This window comes from Gillisella vitis (assembly GCF_001541345.2).
GTDB classification, from domain to species: Bacteria; Pseudomonadota; Alphaproteobacteria; order Rhizobiales; family Rhizobiaceae; genus Allorhizobium; species Allorhizobium vitis.
In genome coordinates this window covers 613,155-630,338 of record NZ_LMVL02000002.1, presented here as the reverse complement: position 1 = coordinate 630,338, position 17,184 = coordinate 613,155, and the positions used below count along the sequence as shown (strand labels likewise).

The window sequence follows — 17,184 nt, the reverse complement described above, 5'->3', positions numbered from 1 at the left end:
TTTGATGTTTACTTTAGGTTTTTGCTGACGATCTGCGCCATTTCGTCGGCGGTGGTGATGACCTTGGAATTCATCTCGTAGGCGCGCTGGGCAGAAATCAGGCTGGTGATTTCGGTAACCGAGTCGACATTGGATGACTCCAGATAGCCCTGCTTCAAATAGCCATAGCCCGCGTCGCCGGGCACACCGTTGATCGGATTACCGGAGGACGCCGTTTCCTGGAACAGATTGTCGCCGATAGCCTTCAAACCAGCCGGATTGACGAAAGCCGATGTTTCCAGCTGACCCAGCGTTGTATAGGTGGAGGAATCGCCCTGCAAAACCGAGACCTCACCGGATTCGCTGATCTTCACTTCGGTCGCATCCGTCGGGATGGTGATATTTGGAATGATCTTATAGCCTTCGGTCGTCACCAGATTGCCGTCGGAATCCTTGTTAAGGGCGCCGGCACGCGTGTAGAACGTGGTGGCGCCATCCGGGCTCTGCACCTGGAGGTAACCGCGTCCAACGATGGCCACGTCCAGTTCGTTCGAGGTTTCCGACAGCTCGCCCTGCTCGTTCATCGTCCGCACAGCTGCCGTCTGCACACCGAGACCGATATTGGCACCTTCCGGCACCGTCGATTGGTTGGCGCGGTTTGCGACGCCCACAGCCTTTTCGGTTTGATAAAGAAGGTCCGAAAACTCGGCGCGCGACTTCTTGAAACCGGTCGTATTGATATTGGCAATATTGTTGGAAATGACCTCGAGGTTGGTCTGCTGGGCATTCATGCCGGTGGAGGCAATTGCGAGAGCTCTCATGTGCTGCTATCCCTGAGGTTAAATCTGCATTTTTGTGATGTCGAGGAAGGCCGAAACCAGCTTGTCGCGCAGCGCAATCGCCGTTTGCAGGGATTTCTGCGCAGACATGACGGAATCGACCACTTCCCGGGTGCTGACCTTGCCGAGCATACCGTCGAGGGAGTTGCTTTCAGCGGTCTTCAGATTCTGCATCGCATCGTTCATCACGCCGCCGACGACATCGCTGAAGCTCATGCCGGTCGAGGTACCCGGTGTCGCATTCTGCGCCGTGACGCCTGTCTGCGTACTGAAGAGCGAATGGGTGCCGCCGAGCGAGGCCGTGCTTGTAGCGTCGGTGCCCTCAGTCATGCCCGATGGAACGAGAGAGCCAATTTTGCTAATAGAATCAATCATTGTGAGCTCTTCAGCAGGTCAAGGGTCGAGGTAATCAGGTCACGTGTCTGCTTGACGGACTGAAGATTGGCTTCATAGGTGCGGTTGGCTTCGCGCATGTCGGCCATTTCGATCAGCACGTTCACATTCGGCATTTTCACGTAGCCCTTGGCATCGGCAGCCGGATTGCTGGGATCGTATTCTTCCGTGAAATTCGACTTGTCGAAGCCAAGCTTCTTGACCTTGACGAGTTCCGTGCCTGTGGCGCGGTCCATTTCGGACCCGAAAGTGATCGTCTTGCGCCGGTAGGGATTGGCGCCGGGCGTGTCGCCCGTGCTCTGGGCGTTGGCAATATTTTCCGAAACGATCCTGAGCCGGGTGGACTGTACATCCAGTCCGCTGCCGGCAATTTTCAGGGCCGAGGTGAGAGGATCTGTCGCGGTGACGGAATCCATGGTTTACCCCTTTACAGTCATCAGCATCATGCGATTAAAACTACTGACGAGGTTAGTGTTGAGCGAGTGCTGCCGCTGGATCTCGCCCATCTTGGTCATCTCATCGGCCAGCGCGACCGAATTTCCCGAGACCTGAACGCCGATTTCGCCATTCAGAGGCGCCTCGCGGATATCGACATCCAGATCGGTGTTCAGATCGCTCGAGGCCATATGCTTCGAGTTGGTCCGCGCCATACCAAACTGACGCACGTCCAGAATGGCATTGAAGGGCGTGATGTCCTTCGCCATGAATTTCGGTGTATTGGCATTGGCTATGTTGCCGGCGATCACTTCCTGGCGCAGGGAAAGCCACTCGGCCTGCCGTGATGCCACATCAAAAAGCTTTATCGGTTCCATAGAGTTTTCTCCAATTTACACCCTGGAGATTAGGCCGGTAATCTTGCGTGGGACTGACCGCAAAACCGGCCTTTCCTACAATCGTTAACTTTTCCTAAGATCCAATTTAAGATTTTGAAACAATTGTATATTTATCGAGGATTGATCGCCGGGCGAGTACAATTTCAGCCCTGGCCGCCAATGCAAAAAGCCGCCCTTAGGCGGCTTTGAAAAACACACTGAACGTGGGATGAAAGCGATGGTCGGCCAAGCCTTATGCCCGCCCCCCGCCCGCACGCGCAAGGCCGGGCTACTGATTTTCGTAGATCGCGCCGGTGCTGGTGATAATCACCCATTTTCCATTGCGTTGTTCCAGTGTCGCCACCCGGCTATTGTCGGGCAGGACGGAGCCGATCTTGACCATGAACATGCCGGAGGCATCCTCGATCATGGCGCGACCGTTGGAGACATGCAGCAGCCGGAAACCGCCACCGGGAAAGGGCTGTTCGATCTTCACCGGCTCACCATCAGGATCTTTCCGCCCGATATCGGACGCCGTCGCCGTGGTCAGCGGGTCGAGATTATCAGGAATTTTCTGTTCGCGGTCTTCACGCGACACCAGCGCCATGGGAGACACGCTGAATACATTTCGTGCATCGACCTGCGGCAGGTCACGGGTCCGGTCCATCGGCTCGACATGAATACCGAATTTATCGGGATTGAAAAACACATACCACGGAAACATCGCCGCGCTGCACGCCAGCACGACACCAGCCGCCGCCAACATCCTATCCACCGATGACGCGCCCGACCGGCGTGGCGCGCGAGGGCGAACCACCTCGTCGGCATCGCTGTCTAATGGATCATGCTCTTGATCTTGCATTGCTGTTTCCAGAATTATTGGCCGCCTTCAGGGCATGGGCGAGGTCGGCATAGGCATCGACGACAGCCCTGTCGGAGGGGGTTTGCTTCAGCACTTCGTAAAGGATCGGAACCTGCTTGATCGCCATATCGAGATCGGGGTCGCTGCCAGCGCGATAACCGCCGATCAACCGCAGGTCGCGCGTCTCCTCGAAACGGTGGATCAAGGTCTTCAGGCGCGACACGAGCTTTTCCTGGTCCGGTGTCCAGGCCTTGCGCGCCAAACGCGAAATCGACGCCAGCGGATTGATCGGCGGATAGCGTCCTTCTTCGGCCAGGCTGCGGTCCAGGACGATATGACCGTCAAGAATGCCGCGCGTACAGTCGGCAATCGGGTCGTTGTGATTGTCACCATCGACGAGGATCGAAATGATCGCCGTGATCGTGCCTGTTCCCTCTTCGCCGGGACCGGCGCGTTCCAACAACTTGGGCAACTCGGTAAAGACAGAGGCCGGAAATCCACGGGCAATCGGCGGTTCGCCAGCTGCTGTCGCCACTTCGCGAATGGCGTGGGCGAAACGGGTAATGCTGTCGGCGATGAACAGGACATTGTCGCCCTGATCGCGAAAATGCTCGGCAACGGTAATCGCGGTCAAAGGCGCCATCTTGCGCAGCATCGGGCTCTCGTCGCTGGTCGCGACGATCGCCACGGTCTTGGCCATATTATCGCCCAGCGTATCTTCGATGAATTCGCGCACTTCGCGGCCACGTTCGCCGACCAGCGCAATCACCACTTTGTCGAAGGCATCTGCCTTGGCGAGCATGGAGAGCAAGGTCGATTTGCCCACGCCTGAGCCAGCGAAAATCCCAAGGCGCTGGCCAAGGCAAAGCGGTGAGAAAATATCGACCGCCTTCACGCCGGTGCGAAAACCGGTCTCTACCCGCTTGCGCCCCATGGAAGAGGGTGCGGTATTGGCAATTGAGCGGCGCACCAGACCCGGCATGACTGGCCCCAGCCCGTCGATCGGATCACCCAGCGCATTCAGCGTGCGGCCACACCAGCTATCCTGGGCGGCGACCCGGAAGGCACCCTTGCGGATCACCGTGTCACCAATGGCAATCGGCTCGCCTGGCTCGATGGGGCAAACATAGGCAAGGTCCGGCTCGACCCGCACCACTTCGCCCAGATGAATGCCGGTTGGACTGCGATGGGCAACAAAATCGCCCAGATGCAAATGGCGCGACAGACCCGTAACCGTGTAATGGCCAGCGGCAATGGTGCGGACATGCCCGCCATGGGCAACGGAATAGTCCGATGTGGCATATCGCTTGGCAATGGCTGCCATGGCATCCAGCTGGGTATTCCTGTCGATCCGGGGGGTGAATTCAACGGTCATGGGAAGACGATCCAGTCACCGGTCATTTGCTACCGCCCAGCGTCTTGATCGTTTCGCTCATGCTGTTTTCAGTCTGGCTCATCGATGCCGAAATGCTTTCGAAAGCGCGGCTGACCTGGATAAGCTGGGTCATCTGGCTGATGCCATTGACGTTGGATTGCTCGACATAACCCTGCATGACGCCGATTGTCGCATCGTCGACGACGGCCTGCGGTCGATCGGTGGTGATAACGCCACTATTTTCAGTGCGCAGATAGCCCTTGGAAATATCCGCCGTGAACAGGCCGATCTGGCTGATCTGGCGACCATTCTGGTTGATCGTGCCGTCGGCACCAACATGCGGCTCACCGCCATTGGGATCGAGCTGAATAGGTCCGCCACCGGCATCCAGAACAGGATAGCCGCGCACCGAGACCAACTGACCGGTGGATGTCATGGTAAACCGACCGTCCCGGGTCAAGGCCGGGCCGGCTGGCGTATCGATGCTGAACCAGGCGTCGCCCTTAACGGCAAAATCCAGGCTACCGCCGGTTTGCAGCATTTCGCCGGATTGGGTATTCAGATAATCGTTGCCCTGAGAAACAAATGCGATCTTGGCATTCTGATCGTTGCCGGTGCGGCTAACCACTTCGTCAAATTTCACCTCGGTGCCGCGAAAGCCGACCGTATTCACATTCGCCATATTGTCGGCGATGGTGGTGAGACGTTTGTCGAGCGCCCGTTGCGACGACAGGGATACATACATGCCGGATTGCATTAAGAGTTACCTCCAAGCCTTGAGTTCGTAACCAAGACCAGCAGGCCTGACGTCCACCGCCATTGTTCCGTCACGCAGGATCATTCTGCTTCGGGGTACAGCGTGTTTTTTGCGGTCCGTCACGGTTGCTCGCCTTCCATCATGGAACGTGGTTTACCGTTCATTGACCCTATTCATGCGCGCAAATGCTTGCGCGAAACTGTCTGGATGCAAACCCATCCGCAATACGTACACTCGCCTCAGACAAACATGATGGGCAGCAATCAAATCCGGTGATGGCGGCAGGGCCCTGATACGCAACCAAGATCATCTTCCTCATACCCATCAGCCTCACGCAAGGCAGGCTGCCTATCGGTTGAAGTGAAGAGAAACGTGCGGATGCAGGCGCAATATGAATATTATCATCGGATTCGTTATTACCGTGGGCTGTATCCTTGGCGGCTTCATGGCCATGGGCGGCCATCTGAACGTGCTGATACAGCCTTTCGAATTGCTGATCATCGGTGGCGCCGGCCTGGGTGGTTTCGTGATGGCCAACCCGATGAAAATCGTCAAGGATTCCGGCAAGGCGCTGGGTGAAGCGTTCAAGCACGCCGTCCCCAAGGAGCGGGCCTATCTGGATGTTCTCGGTGTTCTCTACTCGCTGATGCGCGACCTGCGTACCAAGTCACGTAACGAGATTGAGGCCCATATCGATAACCCTGAGGAATCCTCGATCTTCCAGACCGCGCCCAATCTGCTGAAAAACAAGGAACTTACATCCTTCATCTGCGACTATGTCCGTCTGATCATCATCGGCAATGCCCGCAGCCATGAGATCGAGGCCTTGATGGACGAGGAAATCAACACCATCCTGCATGATAAGATGAAACCCTACCACGCCATTACCGCGATGGGAGACAGCTTCCCAGCCATCGGTATCGTCGCGGCGGTTCTCGGGGTTATCAAGGCCATGGGCAAGATCAACGAGTCGCCGGAAGTTCTTGGCGGCCTGATCGGCGCTGCCCTGGTGGGCACGATGTTGGGTATCTTCTTGTCCTACTCGGTCTGCAATCCGCTGACCTCGCAAATCAAGATCGTCCGCACCAAGCAGCACCGCCTGTATATCATCGTCAAGCAGACACTGCTTGCCTATATGAACGGTTCGGTTCCGCAGGTTGCCCTTGAATATGGCCGCAAGACCATTTCCTCCTATGAGCGTCCATCCATCGATGCGGTAGAGCAGGAAATGATGAATCCGGGCGGCGGTAACGAGAAGGCTGCATGACCATGAGCGAGACCGCCCAACCCCAATCCCTTGCAAAACCAATGGATCATGCCTTGCTTGCTCGTCTTACCGGCGGCCTTGGCGATATGAAATCCGTCGAAAAGCTTTGCCAGGATTTCGGCCAACTCTATAGCGAGTTCCTGCCGGACGTTTTTCACAGCGAAACCAACCTGACCATTGAAGTCGGTTATCTCGGCTTTAAAAGCGGCTTGATGCGGGATCTGGTCGTCGGCCTCGGCGATAATTTCGTGCTGGCCGATACCTCTCTGCGCAACTGGTCACCGAATTTCGTCATGGCCTGCGGCAACGGTTTCGTCATCACCCTGATGGAAACCCTTCTCGGCGGCATGCAGGAATTCATCGGCGAGCCGATCAAAAGGCCGCTGTCGAATATCGAACTCGACCTGGCAGTGATGGTCTTTGAACGAATCGCAAATGTGCTGCGCTCCGGCGTCAATGCAACCGGGGGCTTTGAACCGATTTTCGAGCGGCCGCACAATTGGGAAAACCGTCTGCGCCAAGATGGCGAACAGATCGAGGAGTTCGGCGCCCTGGTGCATATGAGCATCAAGCTGGGCAAGATCACCTCCGATTTCGCCCTGATCATTCCGCAGAAGACCCTTTTGAAGACCAATGTCACCGCGCCGAAATCGAAAAACCAGGCCTCCAAAGCCCGCAAGGAATGGGCTGAGCAGTTGGCGGAACAGGTGCGCAAGAGCCAGGTCACTCTGGAAGGCCGCATCAGCCTGCAATCGCTGAGCCTGTTAACGGTTTCCAAGCTTGCGGTCGGCGATGTCATTCCCTTTCTCGAAAAGGGCGATGTAACGGTCGACGTCAGTGCCAACGGGCGCGACCTTTATACCTGCGAATTCGGACGCGCTGGCGATCACTACACTGTTCGGGTGAAGTCGATGCACAGTACGGATGGTGAGCTTTTACGCCATCTCATGAGATGACGATTTTCCCTGCTGCATCCATGGCAGCAGGTTGAGGCAAGTTTCAAAGGGAATAGTATTTGCATGGCTACGAAAAAAACACCCGTAAAAGATGATGATGCCCTGGCGATGCCATTGGGCGATGCCGATCTCGATCAGGCAATCGACGACCTTCGCGGCGTCTTGAAAAGCGATAGCGATGGCGGTCTGCCGGATATCGGCGCCGACTTCGGGGGAACGGATTTCGCAGCCGCTGGCGACAGCGACTTCGGCGCTGCAGCTGGCGGCCTTTCCGATTTCGAAAGCGATTTCGGTGGCGGCGCAGCCACCGGAGCCAGTGATTTCGGTACCAGCGACTTTGGCGGCAGCGATCTCGGCGGTGGAGATTTCGGTGGCGGCGACTTCGGGGGGGGCGACTTTGGCGGCGGGAGCAGCTTCGATGCCGCACCGGCCCATCAGGCGCCGGGCAGCGCTCTGGACTCCAATCTCGACTTGATCATGGACATCCCGATCGATGTGCAGATCGTGCTGGGCTCCAGCCGTATGCCGGTTTCGGGCTTGATGAATCTTGAAGAGGGCGCAATCATAGCGTTAGATAAAAAGATCGGTGAACCTGTGGAGATCATGGTTAACGGTCGACGGATTGCCCGCGGAGAGATTACAGTTCTTGAGAATGACGATACGCGATTCGGTGTGAAATTGATCGAAGTTATGAGCACCAAGACGTCCTGACCCCATGAACGGGCCAGAGAGGAAAGACCATGATGGACTTTGACGATTTCGGCGGACCGGTAGCGGGCAAGCCACTGAGCCAGGCCGACAAGGCAGCCGCCGTGCTGTTGGCCATGGGCAAAGGTGTGGCGGGAAAGCTGCTGAAATATTTCACGCAGGCCGAGCTGCAAATGATCATCAATTCGGCCCAGACGCTCAGAACCATTCCACCGGACGAACTGGCCGAACTGGTCGGCGAATTCGAGGACCTGTTCACCGAAGGCGCAGGCCTGATGGACAACGCGAAGGCCATCGAGGAAATCCTCGAGGAAGGCCTGACACCGGAAGAAGTGGACGGCCTGCTTGGCCGGCGCACCGCCTTCCAGGCGTTCGAGACCTCGATCTGGGACCGTTTGCAGGACGCGGACCCCGATTTCATCGCTCAGTTCCTCTTGCGCGAGCATCCGCAGACGGTTGCCTATATCCTGTCTATGCTGCCCTCCTCCTTCGGTGCCAAGGTGCTGATCAAGTTGCCGGACAGCCGCCGCGCCGATATCATGAACCGTACGGTCAACCTGAAGAATGTCAGCCCGCAGGCCGCTCAGATCATCGAGAACCGGGTGGTGGAGCTGATCAGCGAGATCGACGCGGAACGCAATTCGGTGGGCACCGCCAAGGTGGCCGAACTGATGAACGAGTTGGAAAAGCCGCAGGTCGACACACTGCTGGAATCGCTCGAATCGATCAGCAAGGAATCCGCCACCAAGGTCCGTCCGAAGATCTTCCTGTTCGAGGATCTGCTGGTCATGCCACAGCGCAGCCGGGTCATGCTGCTCAACGATATTTCCGGCGACATTCTCACCATGGCGCTGCGCGGCGCCTCGAACGAGATCCGCGAATGCGTGCTGTCGGCCATCAGCCCGCGCTCGCGCCGCATGATCGAATCGGATCTGCAAGCCGGAACGGTCGGAATCAACCCGCGGGAAATCGCTATTGCCAGACGGGCTGTCGCGCAGGAAGCTATCCGTCTTGCCAATTCCGGCCAGATCCAGCTCAAGGAACCGGAAGGCGACAAGGATACGGCCGCCGCCTGACGCTGAGGCTGGCATGGAGGCGGCGTGACCATGTTTCATGGCGCAGCCTGCACGCCACTGTTGACAATACCGCGACCCAGCGATCCGAATGGACTGAAAGAGTTGAAGGCCGGAATAGAGAGCGTTAAGCTTTCCGCTCCGGCCCTTGCGCGTTTGATAAAATACGCAATCGCTACAGCGCCGGACATTGGCATGCACACTTCCATTATAACTCTTTGTTGCATCGCATAGGGTGCTTGAAGCTGTAATCAACCGACCGAGGTCCCGACATGGCAGATGATGAGGACCAGGAAAGTAAAACCGAGAGCCCGTCCGAGAAAAAAATGCGGGACGCGGCTGAGCACGGCAATTTGCCGATCTCGCGCGAAGCGCCGTTGTTTGCGACGACTCTGGCCTTCTATATTTATTTCGTGTTTTTCATGCCACAGGGTGTCGCCACACTGTACCAGACCCTGCGCGACCTGATGGAAAAACCGGATCAGTGGATCATCGGCACCGGCACAGACGTGATTTCCCTGTTCGTACATCTCGGCTGGTCGATGGCGGGCATGCTTGGCCCTGCCCTGTTGCTGTTCATGCTGTTTGGCCTCACCCAGTCCTTTGCCCAGCATCTGCCAAGCTTCGTTCTTGATCGCATTACCCCCAAGATGGAACGGTTATCGCTCATCGGTGGAATAGGCCGGATGTTTTCGGTCATGGGCTTCGTGGAATTCGGCAAGTCGCTGTTCAAGATCATCGTCGTCGCGATCATTATGTTCGTGTCGATGCGCGGCCAGTATTTCGGCGCTTTGGATGCCATGCTGTCCGATCCGCAAATCATTTTCGTCAAGCTTTCCGATATCGTCCAGGAAATGCTGATTATCGTGCTATTTGCCACCGGCCTGCTGACGGTAATGGACCTCGGATGGCAGCGATACAACTGGTATCAAAAGCTGCGCATGACCCGACAGGAAGTGAAGGACGAACACAAGCAATCCCAGGGCGACCCGGTCGTCAAGGCACGCCAGCGTTCCGCCCAGCGCGACCAGGCCCGCAGGCGGATGATGAACAACGTGCCGCGCGCCACGATGATCATCACCAATCCCACCCACTTCGCCGTGGCCCTGCGCTATGTGCGCACCGAAATGGAAGCACCGATCGTGCTTGCCAAGGGTCAGGATCTAATTGCATTGAAGATTCGCGAGATCGCCGAGGAAAACAATATCCCGATTTTCGAGGATCCGCCGCTCGCCCGCTCCATGTTTGCGCAAGTCTCGGTGGATAGTGTCATCCCACCGATATTTTACAAGGCCGTCGCGGAGATAGTACAAAGACTATACGCTGCCGACAGCAAGAACAAGAGGCGGTTACGCTAAAGAACATGAAAAAATGCAAATATACGACTGAACGCGAAAAAATAGTTGCGCAAGCTATTAGCCCTGTCGCCTCAGAACTACGGTTACTGGATGCAGCGGACCTGATATCGCTGATCCGTCTGGAGTTTTTCGGTAATATTGCTGATCTCGTGTCTTCTGCTGCTGAGCTTTACTTTCATCCTGGCACAGTCAATTTTGGTGCCGGAGGCGAATACAAGCTGGACTGGGGCGAAACGCCTGAAGTGGTCTTGGACCTCGAAATCAAACCGCGCGACATCACCATCTATGCGCAACTGACGTTGAGCCACAACCATGCCGGGCTGGAGATCAACCATATCTCCTTCAAGAACCCATCGGCTGACCCGCATGAAAACACCGCCCTTCTGGCGGAATGCATGAACGAAGCCCGCTTCGTGCCAAATCTCCCGGCACCAAGTTTTGTCATGTAAGGGATTATACCCAGAGTCATCACTGATGACCCTGGGTATTCTATATATCAATATCTACAGTGCCGTGCGCCTTATATGGCACACGGCACTGAGCCAAGCAGTACTTCATTTTGACCCAACGCGCTGTCAGCGCCTTGCATCCAAACCTTTCCCGGTTTTCAAAGCTTATCGCCCTCCCAAAACCTGCCTGGGCCAGAAACTGGCTGTCAGAGGCGCCGTCTTCAGGCTTGGCTGCGCATTCAGCGCGGCTCTCGTGCGCCGCTCCAGCTCTCCATCATCCTCGGGCATGAAGATAATGTTATAGCGCTCCGGCCCCATGAATTCCTTGGTTAATTTCAACGATATCCCGAAGTGGTTGGCCTCGAAGGGTTCAAGCGAGCGCATACGGTCGAAATCACCGGCAAAATCCGGCCAACGACTGGCGTTGAGAATGAGATCGAGGGCAGCATCATAACGCTGCCAGATCTGCTGACTGGATTTGACCTCGATGACCTTGATCCGGATCTGGGTGACCTGGCCATCCGGTGTCCCCCGCACCACCATGAAGAATGAGGGGGCGTCGCCGTCAGGCTTTGCGGCGGGCAGGCTGGTTTCAGCAATACAATTGAAAATGCCCGGCGAAAAAGGGTTCTGGACCCAATCGGCCGTCCCCAGCCCCGCCGCCTTGATCTGCTCACACAGCGTCTTGCCGGAAATACGAAACTTGCGCACCGGCGCTGCAATGTCGAGCAGCGGCGGCATGTCGAAAAATCGGGCGGGTACCATTACCTGCTCGGAGGGCATCTGCGCGGAGGCGAGGCGTTTTCCCCGCAACACGGTGGGTTCCGGCTCCTCTCGGCTTTGCCAGGGCAGGACATCTTTAACGCTCTCGATCAGTTGATTGAGCCGGCGCTGATCGTCAGCCGTCAACACCGCGATAGCGATGCTGCAACAGAATAACAGGAAAATCACGGCAAACAGCCTCAGCCCTCGCCGCCGCATGCGGTGGGCTTCCAGGCTTCCGTCCGGCCTTTTATGGCCCGAAGGGATGACGCGCTGCTGCATGCATAGGTCCGGTCTTCTTCACAATAGGCTTATGCCACAAAATTCCTTGCAAAGAACTATATGATGACGCGAACCATCACAGGAAGATTTTACCCGGAAAACCGGTGTTCAATTTTCCCTACCAAATTCTAAAATTTAACGCTGGCCCTCACCGTGACATTGAAGGGTTCACCGATCTGGTTGGCGTAATTGGTCGAGCCGATCGACGAGGTATAATAGGTCTTGTCGAAAATATTCTTCAAATTCACCTGGAGCGTCAGTGGTCGCTCGAAGTTGAATGTGTAGGCGGCGAACAGATCGACGACCGCATAGCCGGGCAGGAAATAACTATTGCTGTTGATGCCTGCCCGCTTGCCCACGGCGCGGATGCCGCCGCCAACCTTCAGCCTGTTCCCATCGCCGCCGATGTCACCGACATCATAGGCCACGGACAGGGCGCCGGTATGGCGGGCAACATTGGGCAATTGCTTGCCGGCATAATCCGGGTCCTCCAGCACCTTGGCATCGGTATAGCCATAGCTCGCAATTACCTGCCAATGATCCGTCAACTGGCCAGCCACATCGACCTCGAGGCCTCGCGAGCGCACCAGCCCCGCTGTCTTGACCACGCTTTCGCCACCAATCGTCTCGGAATAGGCGACATTCTTCTTGCGGGCGGAAAACAGCGCGACATTGGCACTCACCCCGTCCAGCAGTTCGAATTTGCTGCCGATCTCGTAGGATGTCCCCTCCTCCGGGTCGAGATTGCCATAATAGCTGGAGATCGACGATTGGGGCCGGAAAGTCCGGGCCGCATTGGCGTAGAGCGAGATTTCAGGCGTCAGCTTGTAGACGATACCGCCATTGGGGATGAGCGCATCGCCGTTGCTGTCGGTATTGGCATTGAAGGGGCGCCCCTTGCCTGCATAGAGATCGTAATATTGGTAGCGCAGACCGCCGACCAATATCCATTGGTCGGTCAGGTGCAGGCTGTCCTGCATATAGACCGAGGCCGTCGACAATTGCTCCGTCTGGTCGCTGTCGGAGGCCGAAACCTTGGTGCATTGCGCCAGATTGCCGTAGACCGGATTGTTGATGTTGAAATTGCTGGAATTGGCGCACCGCAGCATGTCGGTGCGCAGCGTGTCGCTGTAATCGTAGGACACGCCAAATAGCAGGTCGTTCTGCAAACCGCCGATTTCGACTTCACCGGTCAGGTCGGCCCTGGCTGCATGATTATAGCTGGTGGAATATTGCGTGGCATCGGCGCGGCGCGTCACGGCACCTGTTGTGGAGTTATAGCCGGTGACGCGGGCCTGGTTATCGGAATATTCGTTGCGGCTATAGGCGTAGTTCAGGGACAGTTTCCAGTCGTCGCTCACCTGCCGGTCAATCGACACCTTGGCCAGATCCGATGTGCCATCGGTAATGTTATATGTCTCATCCAGCCGGGTGCGGCGGCTGAGTTCTACCGCATGGCCGGTGGTCAGATCGAAGATCGTGCCACGGTCGAAGGGCACGCTGTAATCGTCGTGCATATAGGAGACGGTAACCTCGGTATCCTCGCCACTCCAGCTCAAGGATGGCGCGACCATCCACTTTTTGGTCTCACCGAAATTGCGCCAGTAATCACTCTTCTGGCCTTCCGCGATGAAACGATAGGAAAAGTCAGTCCCGGCAATCGGTCCAGTCACATCCAGACCCGAGGTCGATCCATATTTGCCAGCGCCATAACCGGTTACACTGCTATAGACCTCACCGGAAAACACGTCCTCCGGCTTTTTGGTGACCACATTGACCATGCCGCCGGGATCGAGAATGCCGTAAAGCGTCGAAGCCGGGCCCTTCAGCACCTCAACCTGGTCGGTCGTGGCGTTGAAGGAAAATGGCAGCGCGGTTTTCAGCCCATCGGTCAGGATCGAACCGTCCCGATTGTCGCCGAAGCCGCGGCGGATGATGGCGTCCTGCGTGCCGCCCAACGTATTGGCCTGGGTAATGCCGCTGATATTGGCAAGCGCATCGTCCAGCGATCGGGCGCCCTGGTCCTTCAGGACCTCGCCGCTTACCACATTGACCGCCTGCGGCACATCCAGCAGCGGCGTATCGGTGCGAGTCGCGGTGCTGGTGGATAGGGGCTGATAACCGCGCGTCGTTTTTTTGTCCGTGACTGTAATGGTCTGAAGCGCCGTCGTGCCAGCCGTATCCCCGGCCTGACTGGCGACATCTTCAGCCCTGGCTGGCAAAGCAACGGATGCCAGCAACAGCGCCGCTATCATCGGACCACGGCTTTTGCCGTTGTCACGCATCTGTCTGGTGCCACGCATCAGTCTCGCCGTTCGCCCCACAGCTTTACCCCCAAAATTACAGTGTCATCCGCTTGTACTCTGGGCTTTTCCAATTGATGAATGTAGTAGTCAACTTTAAAACCCCATAGCTGTCAGGCAAAAAGGTCGCTAAAGCGGCGTATGGATGGAAAACCGGGTGGAAAGCCTGCCGTTTGCGGCTGGTATTCAACGGTTTTCGAAGAGAAATACCCGGCCTGGACACTGAATGCGGGCGACTACTACAGGATCAGGAGCAGAGCCAGGAATGGGCAGGCAGGGTGAACGGACCGGCAGATCACGGCGCATCGACCGGTATGGCGAGCGGCTGAAAAAGCGCCGCGATCAGCTGTCGCCTGGTCTGCTGACCGTCGCCGATTATATCGATGGGCATCGCCATACGGTGTTGAGCAAATCGGCGCTGGAAATCGCCTTCGAGACCGGCACATCCGACGCAACGGTGATCCGCGCCATTCAGGCGCTGGGCTTTCGCGGCCTGGTCGACCTGAAGGAAACGTTGAAAGCCTATCTGGGCGAAACCGATTCCCCCATTGAAAAAATGGCCGCTACCACCGATGGCATCAGCGGCAATAGCGATGCTGCCGTGGATTTCGTGCTGGAAAACCAGCAGACTGCACTGGCGGCGCTGGCAAGCCCAGAAAACCGAGCCGCCCTTTCCAAGGCAGCCCTGCTGATGGCCGAGGCCCGCGCCATCGGGGTTTTCGGCATCGGCGCATCCGGCATTATCGCCAGTTACGGTGCAAGGCTATTTTCCCGCTCCGGTTTTCCCTCTTACGCCCTCAACACCACAGGAATTTCGCTGGCCGAACAATTGCTCGGGCTTGGCACCGGCCATGTGCTGGTCATGCTGCTGCATGGCCGTCCGCATCGCGAAGCCATGACGGTGATTTCCGAGGCCAAACGGCTCGACATACCGCTGATCCTGGTGCTGGGACAGGCCGAAAGCGTGCTACGCCAGCACGCCAGCGTCAGCCTCGTCGTTCCGCGCGCCAAAAGCGAGCAGGTGGCGTTGCATGCCCCCTCGCTGGTGGTGATCGAAACTCTGGCGCTGGCGCTTTCGGCTCTTAAACCGGAACGGACGCTGGAAACGTTGAACCGGCTGGTGGAATTGCGCAGCACCATTCGCCCCGACAAGCGAGGGTGACGACTTGATTATGCGGCGTGCAGACCGGGCGCTTCCTGGCCGGTGCGCGCCACGTATTCGGTATAACCACCGCCATATTGATGGATGCCATCCGGGGTCAGTTCCAGGACACGGTTGGACAAGGCAGCCAGAAAATGCCGGTCATGGCTGACAAACAGCATGGTGCCTTCATAGGCCGACAGCGCCTTGATCAACATTTCCTTGGTGTCGAGATCCAGATGGTTGGTCGGTTCGTCCAGAACGAGAAGATTTGGTGGGTCGAACAACATGGCCGCCATCACCAACCGGGCCTTCTCACCGCCCGACAGTACCCGGCAGCGCTTTTCGACATCGTCGCCGGAAAAGCCGAAGCACCCGGCCAATGCCCTGAGCGGCGACTGCCCTGCCTTTGGAAAGCTTTCCTCCAGCCATTGCAATACAGTGCTGTCTCCATCCAGCACATCCATGGCATGCTGGGCGAAATAGCCGAGCTTAACGCTGGCACCAATGCTGACCGTGCCTTGATCCGGCTCGGTCGTGCCAGCAACCAGCTTCAGCAGCGTCGATTTTCCAGCGCCATTGATGCCCATGATGCACCAGCGTTCGCGCCGGCGAACCATGAAATCCAGACCCTGATAAATCGTCCGGCTGCCATAGGCCTTGTGAACATTCTTGATATTGATGACATCATCGCCGGAGCGTGGCGCAGGCAGGAAGTCAAACGCCACCGTCTGACGGCGGCGCGGCGGCTCAACCCGATCGATCTTATCAAGTTTTTTCACCCGGCTCTGCACCTGTGCCGCATGGGACGCGCGCGCCTTGAAACGCTCGATGAACTTGATTTCCTTTGCCAGCATCGCCTGCTGACGCTCGAATTGCGCCTGCTGCTGCTTTTCATTCTGGGCGCGCTGGCCCTCGTAAAAGCAATAGTCGCCGGAATAGCTGGTCAGCGAGCCGCCATCAATCTCGATGATCTTGGTGACGATCCGGTTCATGAATTCGCGGTCATGCGAGGTCATCAGCAGGGCGCCGTCGTAATTTTTCAGGAAGCTTTCCAGCCAGATCAGGCTTTCGAGATCGAGATGGTTGCTCGGTTCGTCAAGCAGCATCACATCGGGCCGCATCAGCAGAATACGGGCCAGTGCCACGCGCATCTTCCAACCACCCGACAGCTTGCCAACGTCGCCATCCATCATCTCCTGGGAAAAGCTCAGCCCATCCAGCACCTCGCGCGCCCGGCCCTCCAGCGCATAGCCATCCAGCTCTTCGTAGCGGGCCTGTACCTCGCCGTAGCGCTCGATGATCGCATCCATCTCATCCATCCGGTCTGGGTCCGACATGGCGCCTTCCAATTCCCGCAGTTCTGCCGCCACCGTGCTGACAGGCCCTGCCCCGTCCATCACTTCGGCGACCGCCGAACGCCCGGACATTTCGCCGACATCCTGATTGAAATAGCCGATGGTGACGCCTTTTTCGGTGGAGACCTGGCCTTCATCGGGCAATTCCTCGCCAGTGATCATCCGAAACAGCGTTGTCTTGCCAGCACCGTTCGGCCCGACCAAGCCGATCTTCTCCCCCTTGTTCAGCGCGGCGGAGGCCTCGATGAACAACAGACGATGGCTGTTCTGCTTGGAGATATTTTCAATGCGGATCATGTCGCTTCAGCCCGGAAAAGATGATTTTGCGCGCCTTATGGCATGACTTGCGCGCCCTGTCGCCTTTTCATGCCGAAGAATGCCTTGAAATATGACGCAGTCCGAGCAGATAAGGAGTTTACGCCAGAAATTCAGATTCACCGCGTCGTGCGCAGGCAAAAGAACCGAGTTAACCGAGGCGGCGTATACGAGCCGCCTCAAAAAATACATTTT

At 57.0% G+C, this 17,184-nt stretch carries 17 protein-coding genes; 7 read left to right on the top strand and 10 right to left on the bottom strand.

What is annotated here, in order from left to right; genetic code table 11:
* Nucleotides 1-8 precede the first annotated feature (8 nt).
* The 7 genes from flgG to flgF all read right to left on the bottom strand — a co-directional run bounded on the left by flgG (nucleotide 9) and on the right by flgF (nucleotide 5,017).
* Nucleotides 9-800, bottom strand: coding sequence for a flagellar basal-body rod protein FlgG (gene flgG / locus ASB66_RS07840; protein WP_015914947.1), 792 nt, complete (start codon nucleotides 798-800; stop codon nucleotides 9-11).
* A gap of 18 nt (nucleotides 801-818) precedes the next feature.
* Nucleotides 819-1,193: a flagellar hook-basal body complex protein FliE gene (fliE, locus tag ASB66_RS07835; RefSeq protein WP_060716400.1), complete on the bottom strand. Its 375-nt coding sequence runs from the start codon at nucleotides 1,191-1,193 to the stop codon at nucleotides 819-821.
* Nucleotides 1,190-1,627 (bottom strand): flagellar basal body rod protein FlgC, encoded by a 438-nt coding sequence (flgC, locus tag ASB66_RS07830; RefSeq protein WP_060716399.1) that lies wholly within the window; start codon nucleotides 1,625-1,627, stop codon nucleotides 1,190-1,192. The genes fliE and flgC overlap by 4 nt, the downstream gene beginning before the upstream one ends.
* 3 nt (nucleotides 1,628-1,630) lie before the next feature.
* Nucleotides 1,631-2,023, bottom strand: a complete 393-nt coding sequence (gene flgB, locus ASB66_RS07825; protein WP_015914944.1) for a flagellar basal body rod protein FlgB — start codon at nucleotides 2,021-2,023, stop codon at nucleotides 1,631-1,633.
* Between the two features lie 289 nt (nucleotides 2,024-2,312).
* On the bottom strand, nucleotides 2,313-2,885 hold the full coding sequence (locus tag ASB66_RS07820) for a flagellar protein (protein WP_081088894.1): 573 nt from the start codon (nucleotides 2,883-2,885) through the stop codon (nucleotides 2,313-2,315).
* Nucleotides 2,866-4,209 (bottom strand): flagellar protein export ATPase FliI, encoded by a 1,344-nt coding sequence (gene fliI / locus ASB66_RS07815; RefSeq protein WP_233741248.1) that lies wholly within the window; start codon nucleotides 4,207-4,209, stop codon nucleotides 2,866-2,868. The genes ASB66_RS07820 and fliI overlap by 20 nt, the downstream gene beginning before the upstream one ends.
* 73 nt (nucleotides 4,210-4,282) lie before the next feature.
* Nucleotides 4,283-5,017 (bottom strand): flagellar basal-body rod protein FlgF, encoded by a 735-nt coding sequence (flgF, locus tag ASB66_RS07810; protein WP_060716398.1) that lies wholly within the window; start codon nucleotides 5,015-5,017, stop codon nucleotides 4,283-4,285.
* 391 nt (nucleotides 5,018-5,408) lie between these two features.
* Between flgF and motA the strand changes: the two genes are divergently transcribed.
* The 6 genes from motA (at nucleotide 5,409) to ASB66_RS07780 (ending at nucleotide 10,828) form a co-directional block, all read left to right on the top strand.
* Nucleotides 5,409-6,284: a flagellar motor stator protein MotA gene (motA, locus tag ASB66_RS07805; protein ID WP_015914940.1), complete on the top strand. Its 876-nt coding sequence runs from the start codon at nucleotides 5,409-5,411 to the stop codon at nucleotides 6,282-6,284.
* Complete coding sequence (locus ASB66_RS07800; RefSeq protein WP_060716396.1) at nucleotides 6,281-7,240, top strand: FliM/FliN family flagellar motor switch protein; 960 nt, start codon at nucleotides 6,281-6,283, stop codon at nucleotides 7,238-7,240. The genes motA and ASB66_RS07800 overlap by 4 nt, the downstream gene beginning before the upstream one ends.
* Nucleotides 7,241-7,303: 63 nt before the next feature.
* Nucleotides 7,304-7,951, top strand: coding sequence for a flagellar motor switch protein FliN (gene fliN, locus ASB66_RS07795; RefSeq protein ID WP_060716395.1), 648 nt, complete (start codon nucleotides 7,304-7,306; stop codon nucleotides 7,949-7,951).
* A gap of 29 nt (nucleotides 7,952-7,980) precedes the next feature.
* Nucleotides 7,981-9,024 (top strand): flagellar motor switch protein FliG, encoded by a 1,044-nt coding sequence (fliG, locus tag ASB66_RS07790; RefSeq protein ID WP_015914937.1) that lies wholly within the window; start codon nucleotides 7,981-7,983, stop codon nucleotides 9,022-9,024.
* Nucleotides 9,025-9,293: 269 nt separating this feature from the next.
* Nucleotides 9,294-10,379 carry a flagellar biosynthesis protein FlhB gene (flhB, locus tag ASB66_RS07785; RefSeq protein ID WP_060716394.1) on the top strand — a complete coding sequence of 362 codons (1,086 nt, stop codon included), beginning with the start codon at nucleotides 9,294-9,296 and terminating at the stop codon, nucleotides 10,377-10,379.
* 5 nt (nucleotides 10,380-10,384) lie between these two features.
* Entirely contained in the window at nucleotides 10,385-10,828 is a 444-nt protein-coding gene (locus tag ASB66_RS07780) for a hypothetical protein (RefSeq protein WP_060716393.1), read from the top strand.
* Between the two features lie 165 nt (nucleotides 10,829-10,993).
* Here ASB66_RS07780 and ASB66_RS07775 read toward each other — a convergent pair whose 3' ends face one another.
* Together ASB66_RS07775 and ASB66_RS07770 are read right to left on the bottom strand one after the other, a co-directional pair.
* The gene (locus ASB66_RS07775) at nucleotides 10,994-11,872 is read right to left on the bottom strand and encodes a DUF6030 family protein (RefSeq protein WP_060716392.1); all 879 of its coding nucleotides are present in this window, start codon (nucleotides 11,870-11,872) and stop codon (nucleotides 10,994-10,996) included.
* Nucleotides 11,873-12,000: 128 nt separating this feature from the next.
* Nucleotides 12,001-14,175: a TonB-dependent siderophore receptor gene (locus ASB66_RS07770; RefSeq protein WP_114386358.1), complete on the bottom strand. Its 2,175-nt coding sequence runs from the start codon at nucleotides 14,173-14,175 to the stop codon at nucleotides 12,001-12,003.
* Nucleotides 14,176-14,440: 265 nt separating this feature from the next.
* Between ASB66_RS07770 and ASB66_RS07765 the strand changes: the two genes are divergently transcribed.
* The gene (locus ASB66_RS07765) at nucleotides 14,441-15,337 is read left to right on the top strand and encodes a MurR/RpiR family transcriptional regulator (protein WP_060716391.1); all 897 of its coding nucleotides are present in this window, start codon (nucleotides 14,441-14,443) and stop codon (nucleotides 15,335-15,337) included.
* A gap of 8 nt (nucleotides 15,338-15,345) precedes the next feature.
* Here ASB66_RS07765 and ASB66_RS07760 read toward each other — a convergent pair whose 3' ends face one another.
* Complete coding sequence (locus ASB66_RS07760) at nucleotides 15,346-16,971, bottom strand: ABC-F family ATP-binding cassette domain-containing protein (RefSeq protein ID WP_060716390.1); 1,626 nt, start codon at nucleotides 16,969-16,971, stop codon at nucleotides 15,346-15,348.
* Nucleotides 16,972-17,184 lie beyond the last annotated feature (213 nt).